Annotated in this window: 16 protein-coding genes; all 16 read left to right on the top strand. The window is 72.3% G+C overall.

All coding sequences use genetic code 11. From position 1 onward, the window contains the following. Positions 1-384 precede the first annotated feature (384 nt). The 16 genes from CHC11_RS01630 (at position 385) to crcB (ending at position 14,054) form a co-directional block, all read left to right on the top strand. Positions 385-1,218 carry an STAS domain-containing protein gene (locus tag CHC11_RS01630; protein ID WP_245918656.1) on the top strand — a complete coding sequence of 278 codons (834 nt, stop codon included), beginning with the start codon at positions 385-387 and terminating at the stop codon, positions 1,216-1,218. Next, positions 1,218-1,604 (top strand): STAS domain-containing protein, encoded by a 387-nt coding sequence (locus CHC11_RS01625; protein WP_179278633.1) that lies wholly within the window; start codon positions 1,218-1,220, stop codon positions 1,602-1,604. Before CHC11_RS01630 ends, CHC11_RS01625 begins: the two co-directional genes overlap by 1 nt. Further along, entirely contained in the window at positions 1,601-2,020 is a 420-nt protein-coding gene (locus CHC11_RS01620; protein WP_089309749.1) for an ATP-binding protein, read from the top strand. The genes CHC11_RS01625 and CHC11_RS01620 overlap by 4 nt, the downstream gene beginning before the upstream one ends. Further along, on the top strand, positions 2,008-3,063 hold the full coding sequence (locus CHC11_RS01615) for an ATP-binding SpoIIE family protein phosphatase (protein WP_245918655.1): 1,056 nt from the start codon (positions 2,008-2,010) through the stop codon (positions 3,061-3,063). The genes CHC11_RS01620 and CHC11_RS01615 overlap by 13 nt, the downstream gene beginning before the upstream one ends. Before the next feature lie 4 nt (positions 3,064-3,067). Next, positions 3,068-4,792, top strand: a complete 1,725-nt coding sequence (locus tag CHC11_RS01610) for a sensor histidine kinase (RefSeq protein WP_089309748.1) — start codon at positions 3,068-3,070, stop codon at positions 4,790-4,792. Continuing rightward, positions 4,789-6,369 (top strand): fused response regulator/phosphatase, encoded by a 1,581-nt coding sequence (locus CHC11_RS01605; protein WP_089309747.1) that lies wholly within the window; start codon positions 4,789-4,791, stop codon positions 6,367-6,369. The genes CHC11_RS01610 and CHC11_RS01605 overlap by 4 nt, the downstream gene beginning before the upstream one ends. A 191-nt stretch (positions 6,370-6,560) precedes the next feature. Then, positions 6,561-7,544 (top strand): urea transporter, encoded by a 984-nt coding sequence (locus tag CHC11_RS01600; protein ID WP_245918654.1) that lies wholly within the window; start codon positions 6,561-6,563, stop codon positions 7,542-7,544. Between the two features lie 35 nt (positions 7,545-7,579). Beyond that, positions 7,580-7,888, top strand: coding sequence for an urease subunit gamma (locus tag CHC11_RS01595; RefSeq protein WP_089309745.1), 309 nt, complete (start codon positions 7,580-7,582; stop codon positions 7,886-7,888). After that, positions 7,888-8,712, top strand: coding sequence for a sirohydrochlorin chelatase (locus tag CHC11_RS41000; protein ID WP_089309744.1), 825 nt, complete (start codon positions 7,888-7,890; stop codon positions 8,710-8,712). The genes CHC11_RS01595 and CHC11_RS41000 overlap by 1 nt, the downstream gene beginning before the upstream one ends. Further along, positions 8,702-9,133, top strand: a complete 432-nt coding sequence (gene ureB / locus CHC11_RS01585) for an urease subunit beta (RefSeq protein WP_089309743.1) — start codon at positions 8,702-8,704, stop codon at positions 9,131-9,133. Before CHC11_RS41000 ends, ureB begins: the two co-directional genes overlap by 11 nt. A 6-nt stretch (positions 9,134-9,139) precedes the next feature. Then, complete coding sequence (gene ureC, locus CHC11_RS01580) at positions 9,140-10,861, top strand: urease subunit alpha (protein ID WP_089309742.1); 1,722 nt, start codon at positions 9,140-9,142, stop codon at positions 10,859-10,861. Next, positions 10,858-11,568, top strand: coding sequence for an urease accessory protein UreF (locus tag CHC11_RS01575; protein WP_245918653.1), 711 nt, complete (start codon positions 10,858-10,860; stop codon positions 11,566-11,568). Before ureC ends, CHC11_RS01575 begins: the two co-directional genes overlap by 4 nt. A gap of 23 nt (positions 11,569-11,591) precedes the next feature. Beyond that, a complete protein-coding gene (ureG, locus tag CHC11_RS01570) occupies positions 11,592-12,227 on the top strand; it encodes an urease accessory protein UreG (protein ID WP_089309741.1) in 636 nt (211 codons plus the stop codon). Between the two features lie 5 nt (positions 12,228-12,232). Then, positions 12,233-13,177 (top strand): urease accessory protein UreD, encoded by a 945-nt coding sequence (locus CHC11_RS01565; RefSeq protein WP_245918652.1) that lies wholly within the window; start codon positions 12,233-12,235, stop codon positions 13,175-13,177. A gap of 8 nt (positions 13,178-13,185) precedes the next feature. Then, positions 13,186-13,701 carry a FluC/FEX family fluoride channel gene (locus CHC11_RS01560; RefSeq protein ID WP_179278632.1) on the top strand — a complete coding sequence of 172 codons (516 nt, stop codon included), beginning with the start codon at positions 13,186-13,188 and terminating at the stop codon, positions 13,699-13,701. Beyond that, positions 13,698-14,054, top strand: coding sequence for a fluoride efflux transporter CrcB (gene crcB / locus CHC11_RS01555; protein WP_089309739.1), 357 nt, complete (start codon positions 13,698-13,700; stop codon positions 14,052-14,054). The genes CHC11_RS01560 and crcB overlap by 4 nt, the downstream gene beginning before the upstream one ends. Positions 14,055-14,071 lie beyond the last annotated feature (17 nt).

The raw sequence follows: 14,071 nt of genomic DNA, 5'->3' as shown, positions 1-14,071 counted from the left end.
CAGCACACCACCGGCCGGACCTGCTGAACCATGGACTTTCATCCAGGCTTTGGCGAGTAGGTTGGGCTTTCCTCTATCGCCGACGGTTCTGAGCGGGCCGACGGCCGGCCGCCCGTCGAGCGTGGCGCTCTCGGCCCGCACGGGGCGGGGCCGATGGCGGACATGCACCCTCGGTCACCGTCGGTGACCGGGAGGGCCGGTTACCGGTCAGTCGCTTATTGGTCTCCCGCCCGCCCGCCGAGCCCCGCCCGCGGCCGAGCCAAAACTCCCCGGGGTGTCCGATGGTCATGGCGTTTAGTCCGATTCTCTCTGGTATGGGCGGTACGCTTTCCGCAGCGTCCTTGCGTGATGAAGGCGGCCAGCGGGTGATAGGGAGCACGGCAGTTGAGCAAGGGAACAGGCGAGGCGCAGCTTCTAGAGCTGTTGCGCTCCCGGCGGGACGTCATTCTTGACCGGTGGGCCGACCTGGTCGTCGCGGGGGTGCGCGGCCGGATCACGGAGAGTGAGCTGAGGACAGAACTCTCCGAGCTGTACGGGTTGATCGAGAGAGCGACCGGCGGGGAGAGCGAGGCGGCCGCGGAGCTCCGGGCCGCGCTGATGGAGATCTCTCGCAGCCGGGCCCGGCAGGGGTTCAGCCCCAGCGAGACCGCGGTGAGCGTGTTCGGGCTCAAGCAGGCGGTGCTGGAGCAGGTCGGCGCCATCGGTGACGTGGCGGCGTACGCCGAGTTCCTGGCGTTCTCCTCCGAGATCGATGATCTGGGGCTGCTGACCTTCGAGACCTACGCCGCCGCGCGCGAGCAGGTCATCGCCGACCAGACGGAGCAGCTGCTCGAACTCTCCACTCCGGTGGTGAAGCTGTGGGAGGGGATCCTCGGGGTCCCGCTGGTGGGCACGCTCGACTCCGCGCGCACGCAGGTGGTGATGGAGACCCTGCTGGAGCGCCTGGTCGAGACGGGCTCGCAGTTCGCTGTGATCGACATCACCGGTGTCCCGGCCGTGGACACCGAGGTGGCCCAGCACCTGCTGAAGACGGTGATGGCGGCCAGGCTGATGGGCACCGACTGCGTGATCTCCGGCATCCGCCCGCAGATCGCCCAGACCATCGTGGCGCTCGGGATCGAGTTCGGCGACATCCCGACGAAGGCCTCGCTCGCCGACGCACTGGAGTGGGCGCTGGACCGCATCGGCACCCGGGTCGTCGGCGGGGCGGGGGCCTGATGGAGCGCGTGCCGATTCTGAAGATCGGCCAGGTCCTGCTGGTGTCGATCCAGATCGACCTCCAGGACCAGACCGTGCTGGCGCTCCAGGAGGACCTGGCCGACCGCATCGTCAGGACGGGCGCCCGCGGCGTGATCATCGACATCACCGCGGTGGACATCGTGGACTCCTTCATCGGCAGGATGTTCGCCACCATCGCCTCGATGTCGCGGCTGATGGACGCCGAGACGGTCGTGGTCGGGATGCGGCCCGCGGTGGCGATCACCCTGGTCGAGCTGGGCCTGTCACTGGGCGGCGTCCGGACCGCCCTGGACCTGGAGAAGGGCATGCGGCTGCTCGGCGTTCCGCTGCCGGCCGTCGGTTCCGGCGCCGTGGACGGCCGGTGACGACTCCGGCGGGCGAGCACGTCCCCGTCGTCCCCATCGCCTCCAACGACGACGTGGTCCGGGTACGGCAGCTCGTGCGGACCGCGGCGGCCTCGGCGGGGATGTCGCTGGTCGACCAGACCAAGATCGTCACGGCGGCCAGCGAGCTGGCCCGCAACACCTTCGTGCACGGCGGAGGCGGCTCCGCGCGCGTGGAGTCCGTCGTCAACGCGCGGGGACGCGCCGGCGTGCGGCTGGTGTTCACCGACACGGGCGGCGGCATCCCCGACGTGGCGCAGGCCCTGACCGAGGGCTGGACGAGCGGAGGCGGCCTCGGCCTCGGCCTGCCGGGCGCGCGGCGCCTGGCCGACGAGTTCGAGCTGGAGACCGAGGTCGGAAAGGGCACCACGGTGACGGTGACCAAGTGGATCCGCTGACCGGAACCGGATGGATGACCAGCCCGCCCTACGGCGACGCGGTGTGGCTGCGGGTCGAGGAGCCGAGCGCGGCGGCCGGCGCGCGCCGCCAGGCGACCCGCCTGGCCGGAAGGCTCGGCTTCACGGGGGAGCGCCTCGGGCAGATCCAGCTCGCGGTGACCGAGGCGGCCACGAACCTGGCCAAGCACGCCGTGCAGGGAGAGATCCTCCTCCGGATCGTCCGGATGGGGGAGGAGGCCGCGCTGGAGCTCGTGTGCATGGACCGCGGCCCCGGCATGAAGGACGTCCGCGCGTCCCGCCTGGACGGCAGTTCCACGTCCGGCACGCTCGGCCTGGGGCTCGGCTCCATCGAGCGGCTCGCCGACCGCACCGGCCTGCATTCGCTTCCAGAGGTGGGCACCGTCCTGTACGCGGCGTTCTCCCCGTCCGGCGACAGGACGGTCCCCCCGCCGCCGGGGCCGCCCTTCGCCGGGCTGACCCGGCCGATCGACGGTGAAGAGGAGTGCGGTGACGCCTACGCCGCGCGGCTGCACGGCGGAACGGTCTACGCCATGGTCTGCGACGGACTCGGGCACGGGCCGATGGCGGCGCGGGCCGGCCAGGAGGCCGTCATGGCGATTCGCGAGGCGGCGCTGCCGGCGCGTCCCCTCGACCTGCTGCGGCAGGTGCACCAGCGGCTCGGGGCGACCCGGGGCGGCGCGGTCGCGGTGGCGGCGGTGGACCCGGCGGCGGGCGTGGTGCGGTTCGCGGGGCTCGGCAACATCGCCGGATGGATCGTCGGCCTCGACCGCCGGCACGGCATGATCTCGGTGCCGGGCATCGCCGGCGCGAAGACGAGGACGCCGCGCGAGCACGCCTACGACCTGCCTCGGGACGCCGTGGTGGTGCTGCACTCCGATGGGCTGACCGACAAGTGGCACGCCGTCGGCCGCCCCGGGCCCTTCCGCGAGCCGCTGCTCATCGCCGCGGATCTGCTGCGGTCCGCCGGGGTGCGGCACGACGACCGCTGCGTCCTCGCCGTGACCACCGCCGGTTGGAGGTGAACCGATGGCGGAGGAACTGCTGCGTCTGCGGGTGGCCGACGAGGAGGGGGTCTTCGCCCTCCGCCAGGCCGGGCGCCATGTCGCCGCCGCCGTCCGGCTCGACTTCCAGGACCAGGTGCGGGTCGCCACCGCGCTCAGCGAGATCGGCCGGGAGCTGGTGGCCCACTCCGGCGGGGTCGCGGTGGCCTTCCGCCTCGACCGGCGGCCGGCGCCGCGGCTGCTGATCGAGATGGAGTACGCGCCCGCGCAGGGCTCCCCCCGTCCGAAGGAGGGCGACACCGCGGCCGCGCGCCTCATGGACCTGGTCGAGGAGACGGGGACCGAGGCGGGGCGGACCGTCAGGCTCGCCAAGGACCTGCCCGCGGACGCCGCCACGGTGACCGGCGCGACGCTGGCCGACCTCCGTGCGCGGCTGGGGCGCCTCCAGCCCGCCTCCGCCCTGGAGGAACTGCGGACCCAGAACGCCGAGCTGCTGCGGACGCTGGAGGACGTGCGGCGGCAGAGCGGGGAGCTCCGCGCGCTCAACACCGAGCTGGAGGAGACCAACCAGGGCGTGATGGCCCTCTACAAGGAGCTGTCCACCGAGCTGGAGGAGACCAACCGGGGGGTGGTGGCGCTGTACGCCGAGCTGGAGGAGAAGTCGGACCAGCTCCGCGAGGCGGGCGATGCCAAGAACCGCTTCTGGGCCAACATCAGCCACGAGCTGCGCACGCCCGTCAACGGTGTCATCGGGCTCGCCCGGCTGCTCCTCGACCCCGCCGCCGAACCCCTCACCGAGGAGCAGCGGCACCAGGTCTCGCTGATCGCCGGCGCCAGCGAGACCCTGCTCTCCCTGGTGAACGAGCTGCTGGACATGGCCAAGGCCGAACAGGGCGGGCTCGCGCCGCGCCGCACGTTCGTCGAGGTGTCCTCGATGCTGCGGCAGCTGAGGGACCTGATGACGCCCATGGCCGAGCAGACGGGGGTACGGCTCCGGGTGGACGCGGCCGAGGCGGGGGCCCTCATCCTGGTCACCGACGAGGTGATGCTGAACCGCATCCTGCGCAACCTGGTGGCCAACGGGCTCAAGTACACCGACGAGGGCGAGGTGCGCCTGACGACCCGGCGCACCCCCGACCACCTGGAGTTCGCCGTCGCCGACACGGGGATCGGCATCCCGCCCGGCGAGCAGGAGCGCGTCTTCGAGGAGTTCTACCAGGTGCCGGGCGGCAAGCCGGGGGGAACGGGGCTCGGGCTGACCTACTCCCGCCGCCTCGCCCACGCCCTCGGCGGCGAGCTGACGCTGGAGAGCGAGGTCGGCACGGGCACGACGGTGACGCTGCGCCTGCCCCCGTACCACGGCCTGGCCGAACTCCGCCTCGCGCACGTGCTGGTCGCCGACGAGCACGCCGCCGCACGCCGGGTGCTGTGCGACGCGCTCGACGGCACCGCCGGACGCGTCAGCGAGGCCGGCGATCCGCGGACCGTCCGCGACCTGGCCGCCTCCTCCGACCCGCCCGAACTGATCCTGCTCGGTCCCGGCATCTCCGCCGCCGACGCGGTCGGCGGGCCGGGCGGACCGCCGCCCGGGACCGCCGTCGTGCTGATCGCCCCGTCGGACGAGGCCGCCTCGGACGGGACGCCGCCGGAGCGCGTCGACGCCGTCCTCGACCAGGCCCAGCTCGCACCGGTGATGCTCGCCGACGCGGTGGCGCGGGCCCGGGCCGGCCGAGCGGCGCGGCTGCCATGACCGATGTGATCGCGGCCGTGACCGCCCTGGTCGTCGACGACAACGAGACCAAGCGCTACATCATCGGCAGCTGGCTGCGCCGCGCCGGGCACACCGTCCTGGAGGCCGCCACCGCCGCCCAGTGCTGGGAGCGGCTCGCCGAGCACCAGATCGACCTGGTCGTCCTGGACATCCATCTGCCCGACGCGAACGGCATGGAGGTCTGCGAGCAGATCAAGGCCGCCCCCGCCACGGCGTCGCTGCCCGTCGTCCACATCTCCGCCACCGCCGTCGAGGCCACCGACCGCACCCACGGGCTGCGGCGCGGCGCCGACGCCTACATGACCGACCCCATCGACCCGGGCGAGTTCATCGCCACCGTCGAGGCGGTCCTGCGCTACTACCGGGCCCGGCGCCGTGCCGAGCGGATCGCCGAGCAGATGGCGGCCTTCACCCGCACCTCGCTGGCCATCAACGCCGCCCAGACGTTCGACGGGCTCGCGGCGGTGGCGGCGCGCGGCGCCCTCGACATCTTCTCGGTGCCGGCGGCGGTGTTCGTCGTCCCCCCGGACGGCCAGGCGAGGAGGACCGTCCACATGGGCAACGAGCCGTGGAACCGGCCCTGCCCGCCCGAGGTGCCCGCGCGGCTCGTCGCGATGACCGGCCTCGGCGAGGACACCGGGACCCGCATCGTCGCCGTGCCGGAGGCGCGGTGGCGGGACCTGCTGCCCGACAGCGCCTCCAAGGGCGACGTTCTCCTGGCGACCTCTCGGGTCAAGCGCGGCCGGCCGGCGATCGGCGTGGCGATCGAGGCCCGCGGCGCGTCCGACGAGGACGGAACCCAGCTCCTGCGGCAGCTGGGGCAGGCGGTCGCCCTGGCGATGGAGGCGCTGCGCTCCTACACCGAGGAGCACCTGATCTCGCTGACGCTCCAGCGCAGCCTGCTTCCCGCCGTCCACCCCGCCATGCCCGGCTGGGAGTTCAGCGTCCGCTACGAGCCGGCCAGCGACCAGGCCGAGGTGGGCGGCGACTTCTACGAGGTCGTCGACCGCGGCGAGGACGTCCTGGTGGCCATCGGCGACGTACAGGGGCACTCCCTGCACGCGGCCACCGTCATGGCGGAACTGCGGCACGCGATGCGCGCCTTCGCCGCGGAGGGCCACGACATCGCCACCATCATCAGACTGCTCAACCGCGTGATGCAGCGCTACCACGACGACCAGACCGCCACGATGTGCCTGATGTCCCTGGACCCGCGGACGGGACGGCTCCGGGTCGCCAACGCGGGCCACATCCCGCCCCTGCACATCGCCGCGGGCCGGGCCGAGTACGGCTCCAGGGGCGGCCTGCTGCTCGGCTTCCCCGCCGAGCGGCTCGGCCTCGAGGAGACGAGCATCCCGCCCGGCGGCACCGTCGTCCTCATCACCGACGGCCTGATCGAGGACCGCGCGGTCCCCCTGACCACCAACCTCGAACGCCTCCGGACCCTCGCCATGGACGTGGACGACGACCTGGAGGCCTACAGCGACCGCATCCTCGCCGAGTTCGGGCACCGCGAGGACGACGTCGCCCTCATCGCCCTGCGCCGCGCCCCCTGAATCAGGGCACCAGGGATCGCCGGCCCCTGCCGGCGCCGCGGGACGCGAGCGCCGGGTCCGGTCGCGCGTCCGCGCCGTCATTGACGCAAAGCGTGAACTCTCTTGAGCTAGTTGATCGAGTCAGCGGGAATCAGGCCAGGCGTACGAGATCCGCATCCGCGACTGCCCGCATGGCTTTAAGGAGTCCGCACTTGCCCTCGGCACCCGCGCCGTCCGATCCGCCGGAACCCGCGGAGGATTCGCAGCGGCGTCGGGGCCTCGACCATCTGCTCACCATTCCGAAAGGCATCGCCCAGGTCGACTTCCAGCCGAACCACTGGACCGGCCTGATCTTTCTCGCGGCCTTGTTCGTGGGCGGCTGGCAGTTCGGCGTCTTCGGACTGCTGGGGACGGTGGTCGCCACCCTCACCGCCTACCTGCTCGGCGTCTCCTGGCGGGACCGGGTCTCGCTCGGACTGGAGGGCTTCTGCGGCACGCTGATCGGCGTCAGCCTGGTGCTCTATCTGGACGCCCGGTGGATGACGGCCCTGCTCGTCGTCGGCGGCGCGATCGCCGGCAGCGTGCTCACCTCGGCGCTGAGGGTGGTCCTCACCCCGTACGACCTGCCCACGTTCACCGCGCCCTTCTGCGTGATCACCTCGGTCATGGTGATCGGCGGGCCGTCCTTCGGCCGGGTGTGGGCGGAGCACGCGGGCTCGGCCCCGCCGTCCGCGACCGCTCCCGGCACGGCGATGAGCTGGGCCTACTTCTGGAAGGGCACGTTCAACGGCGTCGGCCAGGTGTTCTTCCAGGACAAGTGGTACGTGGGTTTGATCTTCCTGGCCGGCCTGGTCGTCGCCGGGTGGGCGACCGGGCTGGTGGCCCTGGCCTCCAGCCTGATCGGCCTGCTCACCGGCTGGGCGCTGGGTGCGCAGGCCGCGGACCTCGGGGCCGGCCTGTACGGCTACAACTCCGTGCTGACCGGGCTCGCGCTGTTCGGCACCTTCGTCGCGGTCACCTCGGTGAGCGCCGTCTACGCCGTGATCGGCACGGTGGCGGCTGCGGGCGTCACGGCCGGGATCGGCACCCTGTTCGAGGTGGTCGGAGGCCACACCCTCACCTGGCCTTTCGTGCTGGTGACCTGGGTGTTCCTCGCCGCCGTCCCGATGCTCAACAAGATCGAACGCGCTGGCTGACCGTCGGTGGCGACCGGGCGCGAGAAGGAGAACCGATGAACCTCACCCCGCGGGAGATGGACAAGCTGGTCCTCTTCACCGCCGCCCAGATGGCGCAGCAGCGCCGGGACAGGGGCCTGAAGCTCAACTACGCAGAGACGGTGGCGCTGATCAGCTCGGCGATCGTGGAGGCGGCCCGGGACGGCAGGACCGTCGCCGAGTGCATGGAGCTCGGCAAGCAGGTCGTCGGGTCCGACGACGTGCTGCCCGGCGTGCGCGCGATGCTGACCCTGATCCAGATCGAGGCCGCCTTCGACGACGGCACCAAGCTGGTCTCCTGCCACGACCCGGTCGGCGGCAGATAGTGTCCGGCGGCCGGCGGGTCGTCCTGGTCGGCGGGCATGAGAGCCGGCAGGGCCGGTGCCTTCCGCACCTGCTCGGGTCCCGGGACGCGGACGTCCGTGCTCCGGGCCGGGACCTGCAGTCGGCGACGCGGCCGCGGGACCGGCTCGTGGCGGTGCCGATGACGTTCGGGCGCGACCCCGACCTGCCGGTCGTCGCCGCGCAGACCCTGAGGTGGGCGGCCCGGGACCGGGCGCCGGGGGACCTGCTGCTGGCCGGGCCGCTGGGTACGGCCGAGCACCTGGTCGGCTGGATCAGGGGCGCGGTGTCCCGGATGCTGCGCGACGGACCGGGGGAGCGGGCGGTCCTGCTGGTGGCGCCCGCCGCCGGGCCCGAGCCGGACGCCGACCTGTTCAGGGTGGCGCGGCTGGTGTGGCAGTACACGCCCGTCCGCTGGGTGGAGGTGGCGCTGTCGGGCGGTGAGCCGGACGTGGACGAGGGCGTCGAGCGCTGCCGGCGGCTGGGGGCGGAGGAGGTCGTCCTGGTCCCCGCCTCCTTCGTTCCGGCGCCCCAGCGGGCCGACGCCCGGACCGCGGGCCCGCTTCTGGGGCCGGCCTCGCTCGGCGCGCTGATCCGCGAACGGGTGGCCGAAGCGGAACGCCGGTGGAGCCGGGACGGCGACGACGGACTGGCACCCGCCACCCACGGCCACGGCCACGGCCACGGGCACGGGCACGGGCACGGCCACGGGCACGGCCACGGGCACGAACAGGATCACGGTGATCCCCAGGAAATTCCACGTCGGGTGATGGCGGACATGAAAGGGGCGGCATCTCATGTCGGATGACATTTACATGTACGGCGAGGGCGACATCGAACTGAACGCCGGTCAGCCCAGGGAGACCATCCTGGTGCAGAACACGGGTGACCGCGCCGTACAGATCGGCTCGCACTTCCACTTCTTCGAGAGCAACCGGGCGCTGAAGTTCGAACGCGACAAGGCGTTCGGAAAGCGCCTGGACATCCCGTCGGGAACCGCGGTCCGTTTCGAGCCCGGGGACACCAAGGAAGTGACCCTGGTCGAGTACGGCGGCGGGCTGCGGCTGGTGGGGTTCGGCGGCCTGCTCAACGGCAGCGTCCGGTCCGATGAGGCGCACCGCACGGCGCTGCGGCGGATGCACAAGCGCGGCTATCTCGACGAACCGGTCGAGCCGCCGAAGAAGTCGTCCAAGAGGACGAGGTCCGCGCGTTCCGGAAAGAAGGGCTGAGCCGCCATGACCACGATGAGCCGTCAGCAGTACGCCACCATGTACGGCCCGACGGTGGGCGACCGGGTCCGCCTCGGGGACACCAACCTCGTCGTCGAGGTGGAGAAGGACCACACCGAGGGGCACTACGGAGACGAGACCCAGTACGGGGGCGGCAAGACCGCCCGCGACGGCATGTCGGCCGACCCCGCGTCGGGCGTGTCGGTCGCCCTGGACGTGGTGATCACGAACGCGCTGATCCTCGACCCGGTGCTGGGCATCGTCAAGGGCGACATCGGCATCAAGGACGGGAGGATCGCCGGCGTCGGCAAGTCGGGCAACCCGCACACCCAGAACGGCGTCGACCGGCGGCTGATCATCAGCGCGAGCACCGAGGTGATCTCCGGTGAGAACCTCATCGCCACGCCCGGGGCGATCGACACCCACGTCCACTTCATCGCCCCCCAGCAGGCCCAGCACGCGCTGAGCAACGGGATCACCACCCTGGTCGGCGGCGGCACCGGCCCGGCGGACGGCAGCCGCGGCTGCACCACCACCCCCGGCCCGTGGAACATCTCCCGCATCCTGCAGGCCTACGAGGACATCCCGATCAACATCGCCGTCTACGGCAAGGGGAACAGCAGCCTGCCGGGCCCGCTGGAGGAGCAGATCCTCGCCGGCGCCGCCGGGCTGAAGGTGCACGAGGACTGGGGCGCCACCCCGGCCGTCATCGACTGCGCGCTGTCGGTGGCCGACGAGCTGGACATCCAGATCAACATCCACACCGACACCCTGAACGAGGCCGGCTTCGTCGAGGACACCCTCAACGCGATCAACGGCCGCGCGATCCACACCTACCACTCCGAGGGCGCGGGCGGCGGGCACGCCCCCGACATCCTGCGGGTGACCGGCGAGCCCAACGTGCTCCCGGCCTCCACGAACCCGACGCTGCCCTACACCGCCAACTCGGTGGACGAACTGCTGGACATGACGATGGTGTGCCACCACCTCAGCTACGACGTGCCCGAGGACGTGGCGTTCGCCGACAGCCGGGTCCGCGCCGAGACCATCTCGGCCGAGACGGTACTGCACGACCTCGGTGTCATCAGCATCATCGGTTCGGACTCCCAGGCGATGGGCCGGGTGGGCGAGTCGTTCACCCGCGCCTTCCAGGTGGCCCACCACAACAAGGACAAGAGGGGCGCGCTGCCCGAGGACTCGTCCCGCAACGACAACTTCCGGGTGCTGCGCTACCTGGCCAAGCTGACCATCAACCCGGCCCGCGTCTCCGGAATGGCGGACACGATCGGCTCGCTGGAGGACGGCAAGCTCGCCGACGTCGTGCTGTGGCCGATCAACGCCTTCGGCGCCAAGCCCTCCATGGTCATCAAGGGCGGCTTGATCGGCTGGGCGCAGATGGGCGACCCGAACGCGTCCCTGCCGACCCCGCAGCCGGTCTACTTCCGGCCCATGTACGGGGCCTTCGGCCGGGCGCTGTCGAGCACCTGCGCGACCTTCATGTCCGGCGGCGCGATCGAGGCGGGCGTGCCCGAGCGGCTCGGCCTGAAGCGGCTGATCCGGCCGGTGCGCCAGTGCCGGACCGTCGACAAGCGCCACATGCTCCGCAACTCGACGCTCGCCGAGATCAAGGTCGATCCGGAGACCTACAAGGTCACCGTGGACGGGGAGCCCGCGCACATCGAACCGGCCACGAAGCTGCCGCTGAACCGGCTGTTCTTCCTGGCATGAGCATGCCCGCCGGCACCGCCGACCTGGATCCGCTGCTGGCCCAGCTCCAGCTCACCGACTCCGGCTTCCCGAGCGGGATGTACACCTTGTCGCACGGCCTGGAGGGGTACGTCCAGCTCCAGATCACCGGGCCGGAGAACCTGCGCGAGCTGCTGACCGACCTGCTGTACAACGCGGTGGGCCCCGCGGACGCGGCCGCCCTGGCACTGGCGCACCGCGCGGCCAGCGAGGCCGACTGGGACGGGCTGGTCCGCGTCGACCGGCGGCTGCACGCGATCAAGCTCAACCGCGAGCAGCGGGGCGCCTCGACCCGGACCGGCCGGCAGCTCCTGGACACGGCGGCCTTCGCCTTCCCGGTGCCCGAGGGCGCCCGGCTGGCGGAGCTGGTGGCGGACAGGACCGCGCCGGGCAACCACGCGGTCGTGGTGGGCGCGCTCTACGCGGGGCTCGGGGTGTCCGCGGCGCACGCGGTCGCCGCCGACCTGTACGCCTTCGCCGCGAGCTGGACGGCGGCGGCGGTGCGGCTGGCCCGCACCGACTTCCGCCGCGCCCAGCGGCTGCTGTGCGAGATCCGCCCGGACCTCGCACGGGTCGCGCGGGCGGCGCTCGCCGCCCGCCATCCGCGGGAGCTGCACGGCTCGGTGCCCGTCGCCGACGTCGTCTCGGCCGCGCACGAGCGGGCGGCGGCCCGGCTGTTCGTCACCTGATCCGTTGACACGAAGGAGGCGGGATGGAACTGGAGAAGGTCTTCAAGGTGGGCATCGGCGGCCCGGTCGGAAGCGGCAAGACGGCGCTGGTCGAGGCGCTGGTGCCGCGGTTGCAGACGCTGGGCCACCAGGTCGGTGTGATCACCAATGACATCTACACCCAGGAGGACGCCGAGCACGTGCGCCGGACCCTGGCCGGGACGCTCGACCCCGAGAGGATCGTGGGGGTCGAGACGGGCGCGTGCCCGCACACCGCCGTCCGCGACGACCCGACCATGAACCTGGCGGCGGCGGCCGAACTGCTCGACCGCTTCCCCGAGATCGACCTCCTGCTGTTCGAGAGCGGCGGCGACAACCTCACGCTCACCTTCAGCCCGGCGCTGGCCGACGTGTACATCTTCGTCCTGGACACCGCGGAGGGCGAGAAGATGCCGCGCAAGCGCGGCCCCGGCACCACCGACTCCGACCTGCTGGTCATCAACAAGATCGACATCGCCCCGTACGTCCGCACCGACCTGGCGGTCATGGAACGGGACGCGCGGGCGGTGCGCGGGGAGGGCCCGGTCGCGCTGACCGACTGCCTCGCCGGCACCGGCATCGCGGAGGTCGTCGACTTCATCGAGGCGCGGGCGGGAGCGGCGTGTACCTCGCCGGTGTAGGGACGGTGGGCGGCGCAGGGGGGACCGACCGCCTCTCGCCCGAGCGGTACCTGCCCCGATGGGTGCCCGAACCGGTGCGGCGGCACGCCTGCGCCGTGGACATGCTCCCGGCCGGCAGCCCCGGCAAGGTCGGCGTCCTCGACCTGGAGTTCGAGCTGATCGGCGCCCGGACGGAGCTGACCGGCCACTACCAGAAGGCGCCGCTGCACATCACCCGGCCCCTCTACCCCGATCCCGCGGCACCGGACCTGCCGTACGTCATGCTCATGTCGTCCGGAGGCGGAGTCCTCCAGGGCGACCGCTACCGCGTCGACGTCTCCTGCGGCGCGGGCGCGTCCGTCCACGTGACCACCCAGGGCGCCACCCGGCTCTACCGGATGGAGCAGGACTACGCCACGCAACTCGTCGGTCTCGCCGCGGGCCCCGGCGGCTACCTGGAGTACCTGCCGGACACGACGATCCCCTTCGGCGGAACCCGCTTCTACCAGCACATCGCCGTCAACGCCCATCCCGACTCCACCGTCCTGGTCGGCGAGACGCTGCTGGCCGGCAGGCTCGCCCGCGGGGAGCGGCACGCCTACACGGCGTACTGCGGCGACCTCGAGGTGCACGACACCGCGGGACGTCTGCTGTTCGCCGATCCGCTCCACCTGGTGCCGGCGGACCGGGCGGTGACCGGCCCCGCGGTGATGGACGACTTCGGGGTCCTGTCGTCCCTCTACGTCGTCACCGGTCGGAGACCGGCGCAGGCCGTGGCCGACACGATGCACGAGGCGCTCGCCCGCACGGGACTGCGGGCCGGAGCCAGTGTCCTGCCGGGGGACCGGGGGGCCTGGGCACGCGTCCTGGGGGACCGGTCGCCCGAGGTCGAGACCGCCTTCATGCAGGTCTGGGACGCCGTCCGCCGACTGCTGCTGGGTGTCCCGGCCCCCGCCCGGCGCAGGTGGTGACACCGGCCGTGGGGAACGGGGGAAGGCCGGGAAGGCATCTGCTTCACCGCGAGGCGGCCGAGGCCACCGTCCTGGACCGGCGCGGGAGGGGGCGGGTCCGCCACCCGGGGATCAAGCCGCGCGCGCTCCTGGACGTCGCGATCGGAGGAGCGGTCGGGGCCCTGGCGCGTGATCTGCTCATCAAGGCGATGCCCGGAGCCGAGCACGGCTTCCCCTGGGGGACCCTCCTGGTAAACATGCTGGGCTGCCTGTTCATCGGGATCCTGACGACGTACCTGCTCAAGGGCAGGCCGCACCCCGTCGCCCGGCCGCTGCTGGTGACCGGCTACCTGGGAGGGTTCACCACGTTCTCCCACCTCATCGACGGGGTCCACGCCCTCGGCCGTGCCGGGTCCTGGGACCAGAGCATCGTCTACGCGGTGGTCAGCGTGGTGGGCGGGTGGATCGCGGTCGCCGCCGGCCTCTGGGGCGGAGGGCTCCTGCCGTACCGCTCGGCCGGACCGGAGGGGGGCGCGCCGACATGATCGCCCTGCTGGTCCTCATCGGAGGGGCGTGCGGCGCCATGCTCCGCTTCGTCCTCGACACGATGGTCAAGAACCGGTTCGGGAAGGCGTTCCCCTGGGGGACGCTGACGGTCAACCTCCTCGGCACCGGGATCCTGGGCGCGCTGCACGGCGTGACCACGAGCGCGGTACCCGACGGCCTGGTCGGCACGGGCTTCTGCGGCGCGCTGACCACGTTCAGCACCTTCGAACTGGACACCGTCCACCTCTTCCAGGACGGGAAGTACGCCAGGGGCGCGGTCAACGTGCTCCTCTCCCTGGGTCTGGGCATCGGCGTCTTCACCCTCCTGTACGCCGCGTTCCAAGCGGTCTGACGCGTGCCGTCGACGCC

The sequence above is a fragment of the Actinomadura mexicana genome, assembly GCF_900188105.1.
Lineage (GTDB): Bacteria > Actinomycetota > Actinomycetes > Streptosporangiales > Streptosporangiaceae > Spirillospora > Spirillospora mexicana.
This window is presented reverse-complemented; position numbering and strand designations above follow the sequence as displayed.

Coding starts and splice junctions, on each gene's coding strand:
- CHC11_RS01610 (WP_089309748.1), top strand. CDS start 3,068: ATGGCGGAGGAACTGCTGCGTCTGCGGGTGGCCGACGAGGAGGGGGTC.
- CHC11_RS01575 (WP_245918653.1), top strand. CDS start 10,858: ATGAGCATGCCCGCCGGCACCGCCGACCTGGATCCGCTGCTGGCCCAG.
- CHC11_RS01625 (WP_179278633.1), top strand. CDS start 1,218: ATGGAGCGCGTGCCGATTCTGAAGATCGGCCAGGTCCTGCTGGTGTCG.
- ureB (WP_089309743.1), top strand. CDS start 8,702: ATGTCGGATGACATTTACATGTACGGCGAGGGCGACATCGAACTGAAC.
- CHC11_RS01605 (WP_089309747.1), top strand. CDS start 4,789: ATGACCGATGTGATCGCGGCCGTGACCGCCCTGGTCGTCGACGACAAC.
- crcB (WP_089309739.1), top strand. CDS start 13,698: ATGATCGCCCTGCTGGTCCTCATCGGAGGGGCGTGCGGCGCCATGCTC.
- ureG (WP_089309741.1), top strand. CDS start 11,592: ATGGAACTGGAGAAGGTCTTCAAGGTGGGCATCGGCGGCCCGGTCGGA.
- ureC (WP_089309742.1), top strand. CDS start 9,140: ATGACCACGATGAGCCGTCAGCAGTACGCCACCATGTACGGCCCGACG.
- CHC11_RS01595 (WP_089309745.1), top strand. CDS start 7,580: ATGAACCTCACCCCGCGGGAGATGGACAAGCTGGTCCTCTTCACCGCC.